16 protein-coding genes are annotated in these 20,740 nt (G+C 41.6%); 12 read left to right on the top strand and 4 right to left on the bottom strand.

The genetic code is table 11. The features are described 5' to 3' along the window. Nucleotides 1–5: 5 nt before the first annotated feature. The 4 genes from MRK00_07390 to MRK00_07375 form a co-directional block, all read right to left on the bottom strand. The gene (locus MRK00_07390) at nucleotides 6–998 is read right to left on the bottom strand and encodes an EpsD family peptidyl-prolyl cis-trans isomerase (protein MDR4517194.1); all 993 of its coding nucleotides are present in this window, start codon (nucleotides 996–998) and stop codon (nucleotides 6–8) included. Between the two features lie 557 nt (nucleotides 999–1,555). Next, nucleotides 1,556–2,482 (bottom strand): UTP--glucose-1-phosphate uridylyltransferase GalU, encoded by a 927-nt coding sequence (gene galU, locus MRK00_07385; protein ID MDR4517193.1) that lies wholly within the window; start codon nucleotides 2,480–2,482, stop codon nucleotides 1,556–1,558. A gap of 468 nt (nucleotides 2,483–2,950) precedes the next feature. Then, entirely contained in the window at nucleotides 2,951–3,550 is a 600-nt protein-coding gene (locus tag MRK00_07380; GenBank protein ID MDR4517192.1) for an FxDxF family PEP-CTERM protein, read from the bottom strand. A 207-nt stretch (nucleotides 3,551–3,757) separates the two neighbouring features. Beyond that, nucleotides 3,758–4,147: a hypothetical protein gene (locus tag MRK00_07375; protein ID MDR4517191.1), complete on the bottom strand. Its 390-nt coding sequence runs from the start codon at nucleotides 4,145–4,147 to the stop codon at nucleotides 3,758–3,760. Nucleotides 4,148–4,813: 666 nt separating this feature from the next. On the opposite strand from MRK00_07375, the gene MRK00_07370 reads away from it, so the two are divergent. From MRK00_07370 to MRK00_07315, 12 genes are all read left to right on the top strand, one after another. Next, nucleotides 4,814–5,149 (top strand): hypothetical protein, encoded by a 336-nt coding sequence (locus MRK00_07370; protein ID MDR4517190.1) that lies wholly within the window; start codon nucleotides 4,814–4,816, stop codon nucleotides 5,147–5,149. Between the two features lie 100 nt (nucleotides 5,150–5,249). After that, nucleotides 5,250–6,518, top strand: coding sequence for a hypothetical protein (locus MRK00_07365; GenBank protein ID MDR4517189.1), 1,269 nt, complete (start codon nucleotides 5,250–5,252; stop codon nucleotides 6,516–6,518). Next, entirely contained in the window at nucleotides 6,515–7,894 is a 1,380-nt protein-coding gene (locus MRK00_07360) for an undecaprenyl-phosphate glucose phosphotransferase (protein MDR4517188.1), read from the top strand. The genes MRK00_07365 and MRK00_07360 overlap by 4 nt, the downstream gene beginning before the upstream one ends. A 555-nt stretch (nucleotides 7,895–8,449) precedes the next feature. Beyond that, on the top strand, nucleotides 8,450–9,706 hold the full coding sequence (locus tag MRK00_07355) for an IS701 family transposase (GenBank protein MDR4517187.1): 1,257 nt from the start codon (nucleotides 8,450–8,452) through the stop codon (nucleotides 9,704–9,706). A 204-nt stretch (nucleotides 9,707–9,910) separates the two neighbouring features. Continuing rightward, nucleotides 9,911–11,113, top strand: coding sequence for a site-specific integrase (locus tag MRK00_07350; GenBank protein ID MDR4517186.1), 1,203 nt, complete (start codon nucleotides 9,911–9,913; stop codon nucleotides 11,111–11,113). Nucleotides 11,114–11,152: 39 nt separating this feature from the next. Then, entirely contained in the window at nucleotides 11,153–11,917 is a 765-nt protein-coding gene (locus MRK00_07345) for a hypothetical protein (GenBank protein ID MDR4517185.1), read from the top strand. Nucleotides 11,918–12,069: 152 nt separating this feature from the next. Continuing rightward, nucleotides 12,070–12,300, top strand: a complete 231-nt coding sequence (locus tag MRK00_07340; GenBank protein ID MDR4517184.1) for a helix-turn-helix domain-containing protein — start codon at nucleotides 12,070–12,072, stop codon at nucleotides 12,298–12,300. A 28-nt stretch (nucleotides 12,301–12,328) separates the two neighbouring features. After that, nucleotides 12,329–12,943 carry a hypothetical protein gene (locus MRK00_07335; GenBank protein MDR4517183.1) on the top strand — a complete coding sequence of 205 codons (615 nt, stop codon included), beginning with the start codon at nucleotides 12,329–12,331 and terminating at the stop codon, nucleotides 12,941–12,943. Nucleotides 12,944–13,442: 499 nt separating this feature from the next. Next, on the top strand, nucleotides 13,443–14,546 hold the full coding sequence (locus MRK00_07330; GenBank protein ID MDR4517182.1) for a tyrosine-type recombinase/integrase: 1,104 nt from the start codon (nucleotides 13,443–13,445) through the stop codon (nucleotides 14,544–14,546). Nucleotides 14,547–14,683: 137 nt separating this feature from the next. Beyond that, nucleotides 14,684–17,443, top strand: coding sequence for a lactate dehydrogenase (locus MRK00_07325; protein MDR4517181.1), 2,760 nt, complete (start codon nucleotides 14,684–14,686; stop codon nucleotides 17,441–17,443). Then, a complete protein-coding gene (locus MRK00_07320) occupies nucleotides 17,440–19,488 on the top strand; it encodes a DEAD/DEAH box helicase (protein ID MDR4517180.1) in 2,049 nt (682 codons plus the stop codon). The genes MRK00_07325 and MRK00_07320 overlap by 4 nt, the downstream gene beginning before the upstream one ends. Further along, nucleotides 19,481–20,671 (top strand): GIY-YIG nuclease family protein, encoded by a 1,191-nt coding sequence (locus tag MRK00_07315; GenBank protein ID MDR4517179.1) that lies wholly within the window; start codon nucleotides 19,481–19,483, stop codon nucleotides 20,669–20,671. The genes MRK00_07320 and MRK00_07315 overlap by 8 nt, the downstream gene beginning before the upstream one ends. The last annotated feature ends 69 nt before the right edge of the window (nucleotides 20,672–20,740 follow it).

The raw sequence follows: 20,740 nt of genomic DNA, 5'->3' as shown, positions 1-20,740 counted from the left end.
TAATTTTATTTAAGTCCGGTTATTCCGCGCTCGATTGAATCATTTTGCAATAGGTTATTCAATGCGGTATTGTCATCACCAAGTGGGTTATGCTCCGTTTCAGCAGTCGGGCGCAAAGCAGCCTGGGAATCAGTTTGATCAACGTTATCAACTGACGTATGAAGGTATTCAATATTTGCCGAGGCACGTAGGTTTGTCAATGCTGACTTCATAATTTCCTGGTGTTTCATATTGAGTAAATGCCTTTCAATTTGCGGCCCGGCCTGATCAGCAGTGAGCGGTTGCGCTTCCACTGCATTAATGACAAATAACAGGCTGTATTCATTTTCATTCAACAAAAACAGTTCGCCTTTTGCTTTTTTCGCCAGCAATGCAGACATTTCTGGATGCATTTCCGTGGTGCTACGCGCGGCCTCATCCTGTTCATAGGAAACATTATGCTTATCCATCCATTTTGCGACATCAGTTATTGACTTCGCAGTGTCAATAACTGATTCAAGTTCAGCGTTTTGATCTTTTGTAGCAAAACGCAATATCGACAGATTGTAATGTTTGCGCTGGGAAAAAAATCCAGGGTGTTCCTGATAAAACGCGTCAATCTCTTCTTTAGTGGGTTTCTCAGTATTGCTCAAAATACTTTGCATGTATGCCTGCGCAATAATTTCTGTTCTTGCGCGCGCTATCGCTTGCATGACACCCGGCGTGCGATCAAGATTATTTCGCTGCGCCTCAGCCTGCATGAGTTGCCGGTTAATCATCGACTCCACTAACTGTTTCTTGGCGACTTCAAGCTGATCCGGTTGTATTCGCGCTCTGGTCCGGTTCAATTCATCGTTCAATTGCAGCATTGTAATCTCTACACCATCCACGCTTACCAGCGCCTGACCAGCCTGTTTCGTTTCCGGCTCACTCTCGCAACCCGGTAAAATCAGAACAATAATCAGTAAACATGCACCAACTAATGAGTAACACGTTGGTGCAGCCTTAGTCTTTTTCATAAAAAATTAATTTACTCCTGTTCGTATATAAATCGCAGAAACCATACGAGTAGAATGTTTCAATCCTTGTGACCCGATAAGCCTGCCTTAGACCGCTCATTAACAGCACTATAAAATTTATTGCAATCGTTACCAAATTAACCGTGCGATGCACTTAAGAACTGTTGTATTCAACCTGTATCATTTTCAAGAATATCTTTTTATTTGTTTCTGTCCTAGCACTCTATCAAAGTACTACAACACAGTTGCAGTATGCCACGTCAAGATCCTGTGAGTGAGCTTGTCAACGCCCAAGGACTGCAACCTTTTGGAGCTAGAGTGACTATTCCTGCTAGACACGCCTAGCCATGTAACACACTGAACACAGCAATAGTGCTTTAGGTAAGCACTACAGCCAATCAACTACTGTTTGATTCTCGAAAAACAATATGTGACTAATATCCCCACAATTACGAAGAATCGCATGCAGCGATTCATTACTATCTTCTTTTTTCTTGTAGCGTCAAATGGTTATCTACGATTAATCAAGAAAATTTAACCCGCTATGCATCGACCATTCACACAACACGCCTCATTTTTTCATTCGGTTGAACCTGCGTTATTTGATCCCTGGTAACAAGCCAGTTATTAAATGACTCTCTAACTTCTGGATGACTACACGCCAGATCAACTGTAGCTTGCAGATATCCAATTTTGCTCCCACAATCATATCGCTTACCAGAAAATCGATATGAAAAAACCTGTTCTTTTTGTAACAAGCTGGCAATTCCGTCAGTTAATTGAATTTCACCGCCTACTCCTGGCTGCTGATTTCGAATTTCATCAAAAATGGCTGAAGTTAAAATATATCTCCCAACAACCGCGAGTGTACTTGGCGCGTTTTCTGGCAAAGGCTTTTCCACAATGTTGTCTACACTTAGCAATCCAGGATAATTTTCTGTACCGCTGACAATGCCATAACTGCTGGTTTGCGAGCGCGGAACATCCTGAACTGCAATAATACTTCGTTGCAATGCATTATATTTCTCAACCATTTGTACCAGAACCGGCTTTTCAGCAACCATCAAATCATCTGCCAAAAGAACTGCAAAATCGTCGCCGCCAACAATCTGTTCTGCACAAAGAATAGCATGACCGAGACCCAGTGCCCTTGGCTGCCTGACGTACATGCATTGCATATCTTCTGGAGTAATATTGCGTAACACTTCCAGTAAATTCTGTTTCTCAGCAAGTTCAAGCACTGTTTCAAGTTCTTGCGCAGTATCAAAATGATCTTCTATAGATCGTTTTGTGCGCCCAGTAATAAAAATCATTTGCCGAATTCCGGCCAGGTATGCTTCCTCAACTGCATATTGAATAAGTGGCTTATCCACTATGGGAAGCATTTCTTTCGGCGAGGCTTTAGTTGCCGGCAGGAATCGCGTACCCAGCCCGGCTATGGGGAAAACGGCCTTGGTAATTGTTTTAGATCGTCTTTCGAGCATCAATGAACTCCGTAAAATTGACAGAAAGCTTCCATCGAAAATAATGCATCTAAGCACTACCCAACCAACTTAAATTTGCCGTTCCTGGATATTGTTACAATCCAGGTTGCTGCTGAGACAAAAAAGCTTTTTAATGAATACTTGGGTAATCCACAAATCAGATGGTCGTGCTGAAGTCGTAAGAAAAAATGTTAATTAATTCTGCACTCATATTCGCTGTTAATCGCGCCCCCTACAATTAACTGTTTTGTAAAAAATGTGCGCCACGTCTACAACTTAATTCTGTATCACAAAATAGTAACTCAGATTCATAAAATACTGGAGTTTCACGAGCCCACATCCCTATCCATACTGACAGTATCCGAGGTGGATATAAACCCGCAAAACACCCAAGACTTTAATTCTACATATGATTTTTATATCGTTTATGCAAAATATTTGTCTTCTTCGTTTACAAATACGCCATTCTTATCCATAAGTCGGTTGATAAGCAGACCGCCGGGTACTTCTTGCTGCAAACACAACCAGAACCAGTCCAACCAACAACATGACATAGAACTCAGGCTCCGGTACTGGAGCAATTTCTATATTTCCGGAATAAGAACCGCTTGTGCGGCCGTTGCCAAGTTCTCCGCTTATCACCAAATCGTAATTATGACCGTTGGTCAAGCCTGAGAAACCGCCAAACCCCAGAATAAATCCGTTAACAGTTCTATCCGATACGAGAACATGATTTGAGGAATCGGTCACATCCCACAATCCCAAAGAACTGAAGATGACATCAAATCCGATCTGGCCAATTCCACCTAACCCGAAGCCACCAAAACCACTGAAACCACTAATTGCACTGAACCCCCCACTGCCTGTCATAGGATCAATTGCAGTAAACGTATAGTGATCCTCGAACGCTCCAGTGATTGAATTATTACCAAAATTGGCATGATAGCTAGAATTATTAAGAACAAAGTCCGCATCTATAGGTCCGGGTGTTGATGCTTTTGCAACTCCGACTCCGAATACAAAACATACCATTACCGCAATTACCATCTTACTGATTGAGTTTTTCATTTTATCCTCCATAAAATTAAAAAAAACTACTTCCCAAAAAGAACTAATGACACCTACAATTACATGTGCGTCAATGTGTACATTTATAAATAAACCATTCCAAGCGTTTATCCGGCATATTTACTCGAGCAATTACTTTACTCAGGCAACTACTCCGATAGAAAAGGTACATCCGACATTCGACATGTTTGGTTCAAACCACAAAAATTAATAGTAGTATGTTCTGCGGCGACTTGCGGCAAAACCAATCAAAATTAATCCAACAAGCATCAATGCATATACATCAGGTTCATATGCTATTGGAGAGGCATGATCAAAAGTCTTAGAATCAACCAAAACAAATAGACTTTGCGGATCAGGCATAGATATTTGATTTACAGCTGCCCGGTTTAGTGAATAATCACTCAATATCCCGGAGCTCGTATTAATCGAAACCGTAACATTTTCTTTTTGCAGCTGATTTAAATCACTATAACTTGTAACCATTGCCAACTGAGCGTAAAAATCGAGTAATTGGGCATGCGCATTTGATTGAGCCAGACCAAGAAAAAAAGGCAACGTAGCCATTGTTAGAAGCAATTTTTTAAAACTATTCATATTGCCAAATCTCCCAGAATCTAAAGAATAATGCTTTAAATACTTCGTATCGCCGAAATTTAAATCTATTCATGACACCAAGCAAAATAAAAACAGTTTAAAAACTTTATCGCAGTAATCGACGACATTGCGCCAAAGCGCTTTTATGGAGAAAAGAAACCATTACAGTATCTGTAAAATTCCCCATTTCAATTCCAGGGAATCAATTCGAATTTTGAATCCGACTTCATCGAAACTGTATCAGCTGGTCTCTTGCAATATAACATACTAATTATTACAAAAATATGAATTTAGCTTGCTCAACCTATATGTTATAAAAATAATAAATTAAATTTTATTATGTGGTAAATTATCACACTAATTACTCTTTAGCGAATGCTATACCAACTAATTTATAAAATCAACCGGTCTGTATAAAAAATAACACACCCACATAAAATTCATCTAGCACACGCTCACAGTTTATAGTTTAATAAATAAAACTATAGTATTAGAAAGCAAAGGCAAAATGATTTCAATGAGACAAATTGTCGCACCTGTAAGATTGGAAAATCCTATACATTCTGAGTAGAATGTAAAAACAACCCACGAATTCATTTGCAAACACGTATACAAATATGCGATGCGCCACAGAACAGATAAGCAAGACGAAAGATTGAATCGTTTATGATTACTCAAATTAATTTTTCACATATCTGCAAACGCCCCTGGAAATTACGGCGTCGACTGACAGGTTATGCACTTTTTCAAGACCGGTTTTTAACAATGCACGGAAGATGGATTAATCCACATTTTTTTGTCTATTCTGCAATCGAAAATGAAACGCCTTGCTTAAAACTCCAACAGATGATTAGAGAAATTAATCAACGCACCACGCTATCGAAAAATGGCGCGCATTTCATGCACGATGCAAAATCCGTTTTATACCCTGCAACAATAAACAAACCTTTTCGATTGAATCAACCGATTGAAAAGCATTTCCTTAAAACGTTCTATGTGTAATTTTTTGATATGAATAATTATTCTAGTAGATATATTTCTTTAGCCCAGCATACTTCTGTTTAAATTGAATTATAAAAAAAATAATTATTTAGGCCTTCTCTTGTGGCAAAACCCGCCCTATCGTCAAGCCTGTGCCGCCACACACCTTAAAGCGGGAATGTCCGCGTTGGCAGCTGCCGTAATGATGATTTTTTTCAGCCAGCCAACCCATGCTTCATTCATTGGAAAAACAATCCGTCCCTATGCAAGCTATTCGCTTACAGCAGACGACAATATTCTGCGCATACGAGACAACATGGATACGCAAGCGCTTCTTGGCACTGACAATCTGTTTGATTTCGCACAGCGTTTTACGGGAGGAGCTATCCTCGACAAAAGAATCAGCCGACAACAACTGAGCGCCAATGGGAACTGGAGTTACAATCGATATGAAAAATTCAGTCAAATAAACAATAAGGCATTGGACGTTCGCGGCAATTGGAACTGGTTCCTGGGTAACCAGCTTGAAGGAAACATGGGCGCCAGTTTTGCAAAAGGTCAGTCACCGTTCCTATTTCAACCTGGCATCATAAATATTCGCTCCGAAGAAAAAGAATACTTTGACTTAGCCTGGCGATTTCATTCGAACTGGAGATTGCATGGAGACTATACCCACTTCAAATTCAAGTCCAATAATCCCCGTCTACGCTTCCAGAATCGCCAAGAAGATATTTTTGGAACAGGTTTCGATTATTTAGCAACCAGCGGCAGTTCGATCGGCATACACTATCGAAATATTCAAGGAAAATTCACAACCCCTATTCAAACGACAGAAGGTTTTCTTTCAGAAAATAACTACGATCAGAATGAAATCAAGGGAAAAATCAATTGGATACTAACCGGAAAGTCAAGTGTAGAATTCCTGGGAGGGTGGGTTGAAAGAACGAATCCATCCGTTACATCAAGTGACTTCAATGGATTTAATGCACGTTTAAAATATAATTGGAAACCCACGAGCAAGACAAAAATAACAATTTCCGGATGGCGCGAAACAGTAGCAATCCAAAGCCTGAACGCCAACTTCAGTCTCAATACTGGAACAAGCATTACACCGATATGGAATTTGACCGAAAAAATAAAGTTATCAGGCTATTTTTCATACCTTTCGCAAAAAACCGATCGCTTCTTTAGATTCACTACAAATGAAACAGCTTTAGGCAACACTAACGATATTATCACTGCATCTATGGAATTATCCTATACCCCTTATTACGGTGTTGAAGTCAGTGCATCCGCCTACCATAACAGTCTTTCCACAAACGCACCTCTTGGAGGTTTTAATGCCAATGGTGGTGTTATTAATCTGCGCTATCTGTTCGGAAAACCATGACCACAAACGATTTACCGATTATCGCTTTTTTTAAACACATTTTAGACCCCACAATCATCTGGGGTCTGTTAATACTTTTAACCTGGGTATACGGTGAAACCTTTACCAGTCAGTACCTGGTATTAGTCATCATTGTCTTTTTCGTTTCCACTTTCGTATATGGACAAACAACGCTCTATCGCAATTGGCGTCACTGCAAGTTATTAGCTTACACTCGTGACACACTGACCGGCTGGATTATCATTGTTGGTATTTTGCTTTTTTTAGGCTATACCACCAAGTTTGCAGTACATTTTTCACAGCCGGTCATTCTAACCTGGTTTCTCGTTACGCCGTTCGTACTCATTGGCAATCATCTGATTCTAAGAAAAATTGTAGACATACGGCGCAATAAAGGTGAAATACGTTCCTCAGTAATTATTGGCGCAAATGACGTCAGCCTGAAATTACTTAAAAACATTTCTTCACAACCACTGTTACTTATCGAAAACAAAGGCTTCTTTGATGACAGATTGGAACAACGGAACAATGGCAACTTCGGATCCTATCTTGGCAAAATGCGCGATGTCATTTCTTATATAAAAAACAATAAAATCGATATCGTCTTTATCAGCCTGCCCATGACTTCTCAACCCCGCATCCAGAAAATCATAGAAGAGCTAACCGACACCACTACGTCTATTTATTTCTTACCGGACATCTATGTTTTCGATTTACTTCAGGCACGTGTCGACTTTCTTGGCAATATGCCCGTGGTATCGCTCAGTGAATCACCCTTTACGGATGTCGACGGCGTCATCAAGAGCATAAGCGATTATTTATTAGCTGCTTTTATTCTTATTTTATTATCTCCGCTTATGCTGGGCATTGCCCTGGCAGTCAAACTAACTTCTCCCGGCCCCGTTATCTTTAAACAACGCCGTTATGGCAATAATGGCGAAGAGATCATTGTTTACAAATTTCGCTCGATGACCGTCACCGAAGATGGCAACAATATCGTCCAGGCAACGAAAAACGATAAACGGGTTACGCGTATTGGTGCTTTTTTACGGCGAACGTCACTGGATGAACTGCCACAATTTATCAATGTATTACAAGGAAGAATGAGTATTGTCGGACCCCGGCCACATGCTGTAGCTCACAACGAGAGTTACCGCAAACTTATCAAAGGTTACATGATGCGCCACAAAGCAAAACCAGGAATTACCGGCTGGGCGCAAGTAAACGGATGGCGCGGAGAGACGGAAGTACTTGAAAAAATGCAAGCACGCATTGAGCACGACCTGTACTATCTCAACAACTGGTCGCTCTGGCTAGACGTCTGGATCATTATGCGCACGGTATGGATCGTCCTGCGCAAGGACAATGCACACTGATTTTGTTGGCTTAAATAGCAGGATTGGAGTGTTGCCGTTTGTTTTTAGCAGACAATTCTCCATGCCGCGTCTGGTCCTCCGTTGAGACGTGGGCGTAACCGATCATGCGACCAAAATTTTCCGGTAGGTGATTGACAGCCCATTTCTGAGCTTCTGTTTCTGATTTGCAGATTTTGGTAATTGAAGGAATACCAGACTTTCTGATTTGAACTTTGTAAGTACCTGAAGGCGTTTTGGTGATTGTTGCTATTTTCGCCCCTCTTCGCACGAACTGTGCTGAAATTGTGCCGAAATAGAAAATCAGTGGATAGACGCAATGCCTAATTCTACTTTGTCAGATTCAAATGACCCCAAAAGTGTATCAAACTGATGTATAATAACACTTTGTTTAATAATTATTAATCACGATCATGTCGTGAAAATACTAAACGGTCACTCCAATTTGCCCTTCAGGGGCTTCCAGAAGCGCTTAGCGCACATTTATCGTTATTTTCATCATTTTTTGTATCGGCGACGCGCGATGCGTCAGCGACATTCTATGGCTACCTGCGTGGACTGTTTCAATCTGAACGAGCAAATATGTTACGCATGGGCGAAGTCAATGAAGTTGACCACCAGGCGATGCAACACATGCTGACATCAGACGCGATTGACTGGAATGGATTTGGCGAGCAGATTGCGATTGAGACGGATGCGTTGTTGGGTGGTTCTGCTGCTGTTTTGATTATCGATGAAAGCGCTTTTGCGAAGAAAGGCGAATCATCAGCAGGTGTTTCCCGACAATGGAATGGCCGTCTTGGTAAGGTAGACAATTGTCAGGTTGGTGTATTTGCCAGTTTGTGCCAAAACAGCATGGCCAGTTTGATTGATGCGCGCCTGTATTTGCCACAACATTGGATGAGCGATTCGGATCGTTGCAAGAAAGCAGCAATACCTGAGGCATGCCAGTATTATCAAAGCAAATGCGAGATTGCATTATCAATGATCGAAACAGCCAAACAACGCGGTGTGCGTTTTGGTTATGTCGGCATTGATGGCGGCTATGGCAAGGATCCTGCTTTCTTGCGTGGTGTTGATAAACTTGGCTGCACATTTGTCGCTGATGTTCACTGTCGGCAGATGGTTTATCTTGAAGACCCAAAACCGGGCATTCCTGCCTGGAATAGCCGTGGCAGGCAACCGAAACGCCTGAAAGCACAATCTGAGGCGATACGTGTTGATCAATGGGTATCAGAGCAGCCGGATGCAGTATGGCGGCGCATTAAACTGCGCGAAGGCGAGAAAGGTATGCTGGAAGCGGAATATCTTCATGCATTTGTATGGGTATGGGATGGCAGCGAGAAACAAGCGCATCGCTGGCACTTGCTGGCAAAGCGGGAGGTTGGCGCTAGCGAAATATCGCATTATAGCTTATCCAACGCGTCACTTGAAACACCGTTACAGCAACTGGCGCAAGTACAGGCGCAGCGTTTCTTCATTGAGCACAGCTTTCATGAAGCAAAAAGCGAATGTGGCATGGCTGATTATCAAGTGCGCCGGTGGGATGCATGGCATCATCACATGGCGCTAGTCATGCTGGCAACGCTATTCTTGGTCAAGCAAAAGATGCTTGGGCGCAAGCAATGGCCGATGTTATCCTTCAATGACCTGGTGACCGCATTAGCGCACATGCTGCCAGAAAGACAACTTACCACCGAGGATCTGGCAGATGTTATTCATAAGCGGCACCGGCGACGGCTCAGCGCTAAAAAGTCTTTTGCTAGGCGAAAAGTGGCTTTTGGGTATTCTGACAAAGTAGAACTAACGCTTTGATCTATTGGCGCCCTGAGCACGAATCGAACGTGCGACCTACCCCTTAGGAGTTTCAAGGCCGCAATATTAATGATATTTAATCAAGATTAATGTTAGTATATTAATCATGCTGTTATATTAATATAATGATTAATCAGAATTAATAATTTCATATCACTTTTTATCTATAATGTAACCCCACTGTAACCCCGGATTGGTAATGATATGGCAAAAAAAATCATATTCAATAAAACAAATATTGAGGCACTTCCAATACCTGAGGCGGGTAAACGAGACACATACCATGATACAAAGATTTCAAGTTTACAGATTCGCATAACTCCAACCGGCACAAAAACCTTTAGTGTTTTCCGTCGTATCAAAAATGGCAAACCTGAGAGAGTTACATTAGGTCGATATCCTGATATGACCGTCGAAAAAGCGAGAAAAATGGCGGCAGAAATTAATCTACAGATGATTACAGGTAAAAGCCCAGCTGAAATAATACGCGAATCAAAACGAGAGATGACTTTAGATGATTTGTTTCAAGAATACATGGAACGCCGAGCAGTTTTTAATCGTAGACCAGACAAGCCCAAAGACACTTATCGGCTTTATTTATCTGATTGGTGCAAAAGAAAACTATCATCTATTAAACACGAAGAGGTGGACAGGCTTCATAAAAAGATTGGCCGTAACAATGGACAAGTAACGGCTAATATCGTCCTCAAATTGCTTCATGTAATGTTTAATAAAGCAATCAATGAATGGAGAATATGGAGCGGTGAGAATCCTGCACATGGTATTGCTAAGTTTCCTGAATTATCCCGCGATAGGTTTTTACAAAGCGATGAATTGCCTAGATTCTTCAAATCATTAGCGGAAGAAGAAAATGAAACAATACGTGACTATGTATTGATGTCATTACTAACAGGTGCGCGGCGTTCAAATGTTCTATCAATGAAATGGTCAGATATTAATTATGAGCGGCAAGAATGGCGCATACAAGAAACTAAAAATGGTACACCACATACAATAACATTATCGCCTGAAGCCATAGCAGTCTTGCAGAGCAGAAAACCAGTTAATGACGATGTATTTGTTTTTCCTAGTAGTAGTAAATCAGGACACCTTGAAGAACCCAAAAAAGGCTGGAAGCGCATTTTAAAACGTGCAGAAATTGAAGATTTGCGCATTCATGATTTAAGACGCACTTTGGGAAGCTGGCAAGCCAAAACAGGCGCTTCATTGGCGATTATCGGCAAATCGCTCAATCATAAAAATCAGAATACAACAGCAATTTATGCTCGTCTTGATCTTGATCCAGTACGTGATAGTGTTAATACAGCCACTAATGCAATACTAAAAGCAGCAGGATTGAGGAACGGCAATAGTGTGGTGCAACTGAGTCGAAAAAATAAATGCTGATTCAGTTAATACCGAAACCAAGAGAGCAATAAGAAAAATATGAAATACCCGGAGTGGGCGCCAAAAGTACTTATTGAACAACATAAAAATAAGCTCTATCGCGAGGCGCCTATTGTTTACGATAGCGCGAATATAACAGACGTAGAAGGATTGGAGTTTTACAATAAATATCTTTTTCTAACCATCTCTAAAGGTAGTGATCAAGAAAGTGCTGCTTTGCTTGGAAAACTAATTACAGATTTAAGAATGAAAAAGGTTTGGGGAGCGCTTACAAAAAGAACCGATGATGATCTTTATTTTTGTTTATTTTTTTCTGTGTGTGAAGATGGTATTGAAGGTTGGAAAAATGACTTAAAACACACTTCCGCGGACAGAAAGATTTTTTACAATGAAATACATGAAACAAGCCAAAAATTAATAAACTTAATGAAGAAATCCGGTAGGTTTGACTATTATTCATTAACTAATTTTGTTGACAATAGCGACCTTGAAAAATTACTAAAGCTATTGGATTCTCCATACGATACATTTATTGCTGATTTGGTTGTTTCCGAAATTATGCCTCAAATTTCTGATATTCTGAATGACATATCTGAAAAAGCAAGACAATACGGTGAGGAAGAACTTTCAGTAAAAAAACCAAACTCTGAGAATGCTGGTATTCATTACTTTGTTCGCAAACTTTCTCAATATCTTAGATATGTCTATAAGCAACCTCTGCATGATGTTGTAGCGATGACAACCGAAGTTGTTTTTGATAGACCAAATGTAGATTCAGACTACGTACGCAAACTTGTTGGGTGATAACCGGGAGGATTATGTGCATTATTTAGCATTTAAGTTCCGGGGAACTTTTCTCATTAAATTCATAAAATAACATCCTTATTGTATCAAGCCATTCTTCCATAAAATTCTCTCTGTAACTGAACATTACTAATTAAATATGAGGGAATATTATGGATGCAGACAGTGCAATCGCACAAATCCTAAGAAAACAATCTTCAGACCCATTATTAACACCATCCGAGGCAGCCGCATATATCGGCGTAACTGAAAATACACTCAGTGTTTGGAGATGTGTTGGCCGCTATAACATACAATTTGTGAAAGTTGGCCGCCTAGTCAAATACCGCAAATCTGCACTAGATGCCTTTCTTGATCGTCGCACTATCGGTGGCGAATCTTAATCTTAAACGCCAAAATTACTTATAGTGCATGAGCATTAGGAGAAAGAAAAACTGGCTGTCTCCCGAACGCCGGGAACCCGGTGGGTTTGCAGCTTTACCGCATTGCCTACTTGGAAGCCAGGCTTTTACCGGATTATCCGCTCATGCTATAAAGCTACTTATTGACCTGCTGACGCAATACAGGGGTTTCAACAATGGCGACCTTTGCCTAGCATGGTCAGTGATGGAGAAACGCGGCTGGAAGTCACGCGATACACTCAACAAAGCCCGCAAAGAATTGCTTGATGTCGAATTGATCGTTGTTTCACGTTACGGTGACCGTAAACGCCCGCATCTCTACGCTTTAACCTTTTTTGCGACTGATGAATGTGGTGGGAAACTCGACATTAAAGCTACCGAAAGACCGTATAGCTGGTGGCGAAAACATGAACCGTTGCCACCGATTAAAATTAAATCCACTCCCTCACCCGGCGTGTCAAAAGTAGTTGATATGACACGTCCAGCGTGTGACTCTTCCGGCGAAACAGTTAAATATAACCCGCCAACCGTGTCAAAACAGCAATTTCTCAAAACATATGACCCGCCCACCGTGCACCTTTCTAAATCGCCATACTATAGGTTTAAATTGGATCAATGTATTTGATGGAGCAATTGATTAATGGGTAAGCGCTTGTCCAATCCGCGGTTGGCAAAACTACATCGGAATTACACCATTGAAGAAACTGCCAACTTGTTTCAAGTTCATAAAAATACGATCGGCAGTTGGATCAAGCAGGGATTACCTGTTTGTGGAAAGAAACGACCATTTCTAATTCTGGGACGAGACCTCCGTGTTTTTCTTGAAGCTAAAAGAACTAAGAACAAACGATCCTGCAAGCCGGATGAAATTTATTGTGTACGGTGCCGTGAACCAAAAAAACCTGATGCAGATTTGATTGAATACAGAACCATCACTGACACTCTAGGAAATCTTGTAGCCTTATGTCCAGATTGCGAATCTATCATGAACAGGCGCATCAGCTTGGATAAATTATTACGAATACCGGCTTACTCGAGTATTGCTCAATCGCTGGCAGGATTACACATAACACCGTGCATTAATCCCACCGTAAACAGTGACTTCAGCAAAGGATAAAAACATCATGAACAAACATCATCCGGATAATGAAAGAATCAAGCGTAAATACTTTTCGTTTCTCAAAGAAGCCATGCGCCAAAGTGAACAAACCATCGATGGGGTAGCCAAAGCTATTGCACGCTTTGAGAACTATAACAAGTACCGGGATTTCAAATTATTCCATTATCAACAGGCAATTGCATTTAAAAAACATTTATCTGAACAAATCAACAAACAGACTGGTAAAAAACTCAGCAAAGCAACTCTCCATTCAACAATGGCAAGCCTTAAAAAATTCTTTGAGTGGTTAGCCAGGGAACCGGGCTACAAATCACGCATTCAATATTCTGATGCGGAATACTTCAACATATCAAGCAAAGATATGCGTATCGCAACTGCCCGGCGGCAAAAGACTGTTCCGACGATAGAACAAATCAAGCACGCCATTCAATTGATGCCCAATCATACGGATATAGAACGCCGCAATAAGGCATTAATCGCATTTAGTTTACTAACAGGTGCAAGGGATGGTGCACTCGTTTCGATCAAACTAAAACATGTCAATTTCCAAAATAATAGCGTATTCCAAGATGCGCGTGATGTCAGTACCAAGTTCAGTAAAACCTTTGTCACATATTTTTTCCCCGTTGGCGATGAAGTTCGACGGATTGTTGCTGACTGGATCGATTATCTAAAAGAACAAAAACTTTGGGGCAATGATGATCCACTTTTTCCAATGACAGAAATCGGTTTAAATGAAAATTATCAATTTGGTGTTATTGGATTGAAACGAAAACATTGGAGTACCACTGCACCGGTTAGAGGTATTTTCAAAAATGCTTTTGAGTCCGCGGGATTACCTTACTTTAACCCACACAGTTTCAGGAATACACTAGCAACTCTCGGCGAGACAATCTGCAAAACACCCGAAGAATTCAAGGCATGGAGCCAGAATCTGGGACATGAAGGTGTAATGACTACTTTTCTTAGTTATGGACAAGTGGCAGAGCATCGTCAAAGTGAGATTCTTAAACAACTCGCAGCACCAAGAAAAACCTCTGAAACTGATATCAATGAACTTGCCCATGGGATGATGCAATATTTTCGTGATTCGGGTATAAAAGTTTAATCAAAAAATGATTCTTTATAGGACAGTCCATAATCACATGACCGAAGAACACAGCGGGTATAATCAACAAATCAGCATAAGCAAGATTGATAAGTGAATCAGTGAACAAAAAAATAGTTATCTGACATGGTGGCGACTTGAACGCAGTAGAAATTGAAGAATCAATATCCAGATTAGCGGAACAGCCATTTGTTCCAGAAGAATTTCCTTATGCTTTCCTGGAAGCTTTTGGAAATAAGGCCACCACAATCAATCGCCTGAAAAGTGGAAATACGAATAAGAGCGATATTGAAGGGGCAGTACTTCAGTATAACAATATCCACATAGCCGCTTGTTCTGCTGGCGAAGTTCAGAAAGCACTTGAGAAACTGAGAAACAGCCCAGCGACCAGCCGCCAGAAAGCAAAATTTATTCTCGCTACCGATGGTAATGAATTTGAAGCGGAAGATATCACCAGTGGTGAAACGGTTGCTTGTGCCTACAAGGATTTTCCAGACCATTTCGGTTTCTTTCTGCCATTGGCTGGAATAACAACCATAAAGCAAATTCGCGAAAATTCTTTTGACATCAAAGCCACTGGTCGACTCAACCGTCTTTATGTGGAGCTGTTGAAAGAAAACCCAGATTGGGGAAGTGCAGATCGACGCCATGACATGAATCATTTTATGGCACGACTTATTTTTTGCTTTTTTGCCGAGGATACTGATATTTTTGATGGTATTGGTTTGTTTACTGACACCATAACGCAAATGAGCGCAAAGGATTCATCGAATACACACGAGGTCATCAGTGAAATCTTTCGTGCCATGAATACGAAAACAGAAGAACGTACAATCGCAAAATTGCCCCGCTGGGCTGGTTCATTTCCCTATGTCAACGGCGGACTGTTTTCCGGCAGCACCGAAACGCCCCGCTTCAGCAAAATAGCGCGTAGCTACCTTTTGCATGTAGGCAATCTGGATTGGAAGAAAATCAATCCCGACATTTTCGGCTCAATGATCCAGGCCGTGGCGGAAGATGAAGAACGTGGGGCACTGGGGATGCATTACACCAGCGTGCCAAATATCCTGAAAGTGCTTAATCCGTTGTTTCTGGATGATCTGCGAGTCAAACTTGAAGAAGCCGGAAACAATTCGCGCATGTTGCTGAATCTGCGCAAACGTATGGCCAGGATTCGGGTTTTCGACCCCGCCTGTGGTTCGGGAAATTTTTTGGTGATCGCCTACAAAGAGATGCGCGCCATTGAAGCAGAAATCAGCAAGCGACGCGGTGAAGCAGATTTACCTTCCGGAATACCGCCAACAAATTTTCGCGGCATTGAATTACGTGATTTCCCGGCGGAAATTGCCAGGCTTGCCTTAATCATTGCCCAGTTTCAATGCGACGTACTTTATCGTGGAGAACAATTGGCTCTGAAGGAGTTTCTGCCACTGAATACTCTAAACTGGATCACCTGCGGAAATGCGTTGCGACTAGATTGGCTGAGTATTTGTCCGCCAACCGGTACTGGTGTCAAGCTGCATAGTGATGACTTATTCAATACACCGTTGAATCAAGCACAAATTGATTTTGAGAATGAAGGAGGAGAAACCTATATATGCGGAAACCCTCCTTATGTGGGTGATAAATTTCAAACTGATGCTCAAAAACAAGATTTGAAATCAGTATTCAAGGGAAAAAACATCTCGAATGCGGTGGACTACATAGCTGGTTGGTTTTGGAAAGCTGCTGAATATATTTCTAAGAGCGGAGCTTTCGCTTTTGTTTCAACCAACTCGATATGTCAAGGGGTACAGGTTTCAATCATTTGGCCACACATCTTCGCAAGACATCAGGAGATATTCTTCGCTCACCAAAGTTTCTATTGGTCAAACAATGCCACTAATAATGCCAATGTTATATGCATTATCGTTGGTGTTCGCTCACCTGGTTCTGGGAAAAAATTTATTTATTTCAATGACCAAAAAAAAGAAGTTACAAATATCAATGCTTATCTTGTGGATGGCGCGAATATTATTGTTGAAAAGCATTCCTCTCCAATTTCTGATCTTCCGGCCATGGTGACAGGCAATATTCCGAGAGATAAAAAAAATTTTATGCTTAGCTCCTCTGAAAAAGAAGCGATAGTCATGTCTTACCCTGCGTCAATAAAATTAATCAGAAAAATTCTTGGTTCTAAAGAGTTCATTAATGGAGTTGATCGTTATTGTCTTTGGATTTCAGATGAAGATTTATCGCTTGCTAACTCTATTGCGCCTATAAACGAGCGTCTCCAACGCATCAGGGAATATAGAGAAACAGGTAGCGAGCGTGGTAAATTAGGAATTGATACACCCCATAAATTTGAAAGAACCATAATAGGATTAGATCATCAGATAATCATACCTAGAGTATCCTCTGAGCGTCGGGAATATATTCCTATTGGCTTGTTAGAGCGTGACATAATCATCTCCGATGCCGCGCAAGCAATTTACGATTCACCTCTTTATGTATTCTCTGTAATTTGTTCAAAATTACACATAGCATGGATCAGCGTTACTGCAGGGAGAATGAAATCGGATTTTCGATATTCATCAGGTGTTTGTTATAATAGTTTTCCACTTCCATCACTTACCGAAAAAAACAAGGCTGATCTTACCCGTTGCACGGAAGATATTCTGCTGGCTCGTGAAGCACATTTCCCAGCGACCATAGCTGATCTTTATGATCCAGATAACATGCCGGAAAATTTGCGCCATGCCCATGAACGAAACGACGAAGTGCTGGAACGCATTTATATTGGTCGCCGCTTCAAGAATGATACCGAGCGATTGAAAAAATTGTTCGAGCTCTATACTAAAATAACCGGTGAGCAAAAAACAGCGGATTTACGAACAACAAAGACTGCCAAATCATGATGAATATCAAATCCATTCCTTCTGTTTCCGTCAATTACGCCTGCAACGGCAGCTCCACGAAAGCGAATGAAATGGGGATGCGCGTCATGCAGGAACGTGCCTATGAAAAGCGCGGCGAACAATATCTGCTGATCAAATCTCCACCGGCATCAGGCAAAAGTCGTGCTTTAATGTTCATCGCGCTGGATAAGCTATATAACCAAGGGCTAAGGAAAGCGGTTATCGTAGTACCGGAGAAAACCATCGGAGCCAGTTTCAATAACGAGCCGTTAACCCAATACGGATTCTGGGCTGATTGGGAGGTTGCTCCACAGTGGAATCTTTGCAATGCGCCAGGGGATGACAATGGTGGCAAAGTTAGTGCAGTAAAAACCTTCCTCGATAGTAATGAGCGTGTACTGGTTTGCACCCATGCAACATTCCGCTTTGCCGTGGAACGCTTCGGTGTTATGGCCTTTGACGATTGTTTGATTGCTGTCGATGAGTTTCACCATGTGAGTGCAAATCCCGATAACAAACTCGGAACTCACCTTGGTCAATTCATTGCACGGGACAAAGTGCATATTATCGCCATGACGGGTTCCTATTTTCGTGGCGATGCCGAAGCTGTGCTGACTCCGCAAGATGAAGCCAGGTTTGAGACAGTCACTTATACGTACTATGAGCAGTTGAACGGCTATCAGTACCTAAAGCAATTGGATATCGGTTATTACTTTTACACTGGCTCGTATACCGATGAAATCCTCAATGTTCTCAACCCCGAAGAAAAAACAATTATTCATATCCCCAATGTCAATTCACGTGAAAGCACCAAAGATAAAATCAAAGAAGTAGAGCATATCATTCATGAACTGGGTGATTGGCAGGGTATTGATGAAAATACCGGCTTTCATCTTGTGAAAACCCCAAAAGGCATGCTGAAAATAGCCGATTTGGTGGATGATGAAGCAAAACGGGATAAGGTACTCATTGCATTGCGTGACCCTGCTGCTAAATATAATCGTGATTATGTGGATATAATTATCGCTCTCGGCATGGCGAAAGAGGGCTTTGACTGGATTTGGTGCGAACATGCACTCACGATTGGGTATCGCTCAAGCTTGACAGAAATCATTCAGATTATTGGCCGCGCCACCCGTGACGCCAAGGATAAAACTAAAGCACGTTTTACCAATCTGATTGCTGAACCGGATGCGTCTGAGGAGGCTGTGACTAATGCTGTAAACGATACGCTCAAAGCAATTGCAGCTAGTCTGTTGATGGAACAAGTACTTGCTCCAAAATTCAACTTTACGCCGAAGAATAGACAGAACGGCCCCACTGAGGGTTATGATTATGGCGATGAAGGGTACGATCCCAATAAAGAGAATGTCGGCTTCAACCAGCAGACAGGTCAGTTCCAAATCGAAATTAAGGGTTTAGTAGAACCCAAAAGCAAGGAAGCCACTCGCATTTGCAAGGAAGATTTAAACGAGGTTATTGCGGCATTTGTACAGGATAAAACTTCTTTGGAGCGCGGCCTGTTTGATTCCGAACTGGTGCCAGAGGAACTGACCCAAATACGCATGGGCAAAATCGTGAAGGCTAAATACCCTGAATTGGATCAGGAAGATCAGGAAGCAGTACGACAGCATGCTATTGCTGCGCTGAATCTGACTCAACAGGCAAAGAAAGCTCTTAATTCAACAGGCGACGCAACAAAAACCGGTAACACTGCCTTGATTCAGGGTGTTCGTAAGTTTGCAATGGATGTGCGTGAACTGGATATTGATCTAATTGATCACATTAACCCATTCAATGAAGCTTATGCGATTCTGGCTAAAGCCATGAATGAAGATAGTTTAAAACAGGTGGCTTTGGTGATTGCCAGTAAAAAAGTAAACCTCACTATTGAAGAAGCGCGCGAATTGGCAAAACGAGCGCTAAAATTCAAGCAAGAACGCGGAAGACTTCCATCTCTGACATCACAAGATCCCTGGGAAAAACGAATGGCCGAAGGTGTTGCTTTTCTTGCGCGAATGAAAGCGGAGGCAGCGAATGGCTAAGGCAGGTCTTACGGATGAAGATAATGCGCTTCTCGCCGAGCTTGGTGTTGAGGTGGAAATTAAAAAGACCGGAAACCGGACTCCACGAGAAGAACGTATCATTGCCGGTTTTGAGGATATTGAACGATTTTTTGAACAGCATGGCCGTGTACCTATACACGGTGAGGAACGGGATATTTTCGAACGGCTTTACGCTGTGAGACTAGACAAAATCCGTGATTCACAGGAATGCCGTGCAGTTCTGGCTGATAAAGACAGGCATGGCCTGCTTACCAACGACCCAACTGTCGTTCAACATGAAATGGATAATCTGGATGACGATACTCTGCTCTCGGAATTGGGCGTACTGAATGCCGGTAGCAATGACATTACAAAACTAACGCATGTAAAATCCCGTGCGGAAATAAAAGCCGCCGAAGAAATTGCCAAACGTACCCCATGTCTTGACTTCGGAAAATTCAAACCATTATTTGCCGAAGTACAAGAAGAGTTGACATCTGGAATTCGCACAACCCGTAAATTCAAAGATGATGCACAGGTCGAACAAGGAGATTTTTTCATTCTTGGTGGTCAGAAAGTCTTTGTTGCAGAAGCAGGGGAAGAATTCATCGCAAATTATGGCCGTCCAGATTGTAGATTGCGTGTAATCTATGACAATGGCACTGAAAGCGACATTCTTATGAGGTCATTGCAACGAGCATTAAACAAAGATGAAACCAGCCGCAGAATTATCAAGCCCTCAAGTGGCATCCTGTTTACCGATGTGGCTGAAGAAGGTGATACGGAAACTGGCACAATTTATGTACTTCGCAGCAAATCAGAACATCCGCAGATTCAAGAACACCGTGATGTTATCCATAAAATCGGTGTAACCAGCAGTAATATTGAAAGACGTGTCGCCAATGCCAAACTAGACCCTACTTTCCTTATGGCTGATGTTGAGATTGTGGCCACATATGAGCTTTCAAACATAAATCGCGTGAAACTGGAAAATTTGATTCACAGGTTTTTTGAATCGGCGAAACTTAATATTGAAATTAAAGACAGATTTGGAAATCCTGTTGTACCACGCGAATGGTTCTTGGTTCCGCTATTCGTGATTGATGAAATGATTGAAAAGATCAAGGATGGATCAATTGTTAATTATAAATATGACTCCAGTACCGGGAAGATAGTAAGATAATTCATATTCGGTAATTTATGTGTGTATTACCAAATCATTGACTTGGCGACCGGCCAAGTGCAACTGCGC

The organism is Nitrosomonas sp., from assembly GCA_031316255.1.
In the GTDB taxonomy this organism is placed as follows: domain Bacteria; phylum Pseudomonadota; class Gammaproteobacteria; order Burkholderiales; family Nitrosomonadaceae; genus Nitrosomonas.
Note: the sequence above shows the minus strand (reverse complement) of the source record. Positions and strands in the feature narration are given on the sequence as shown.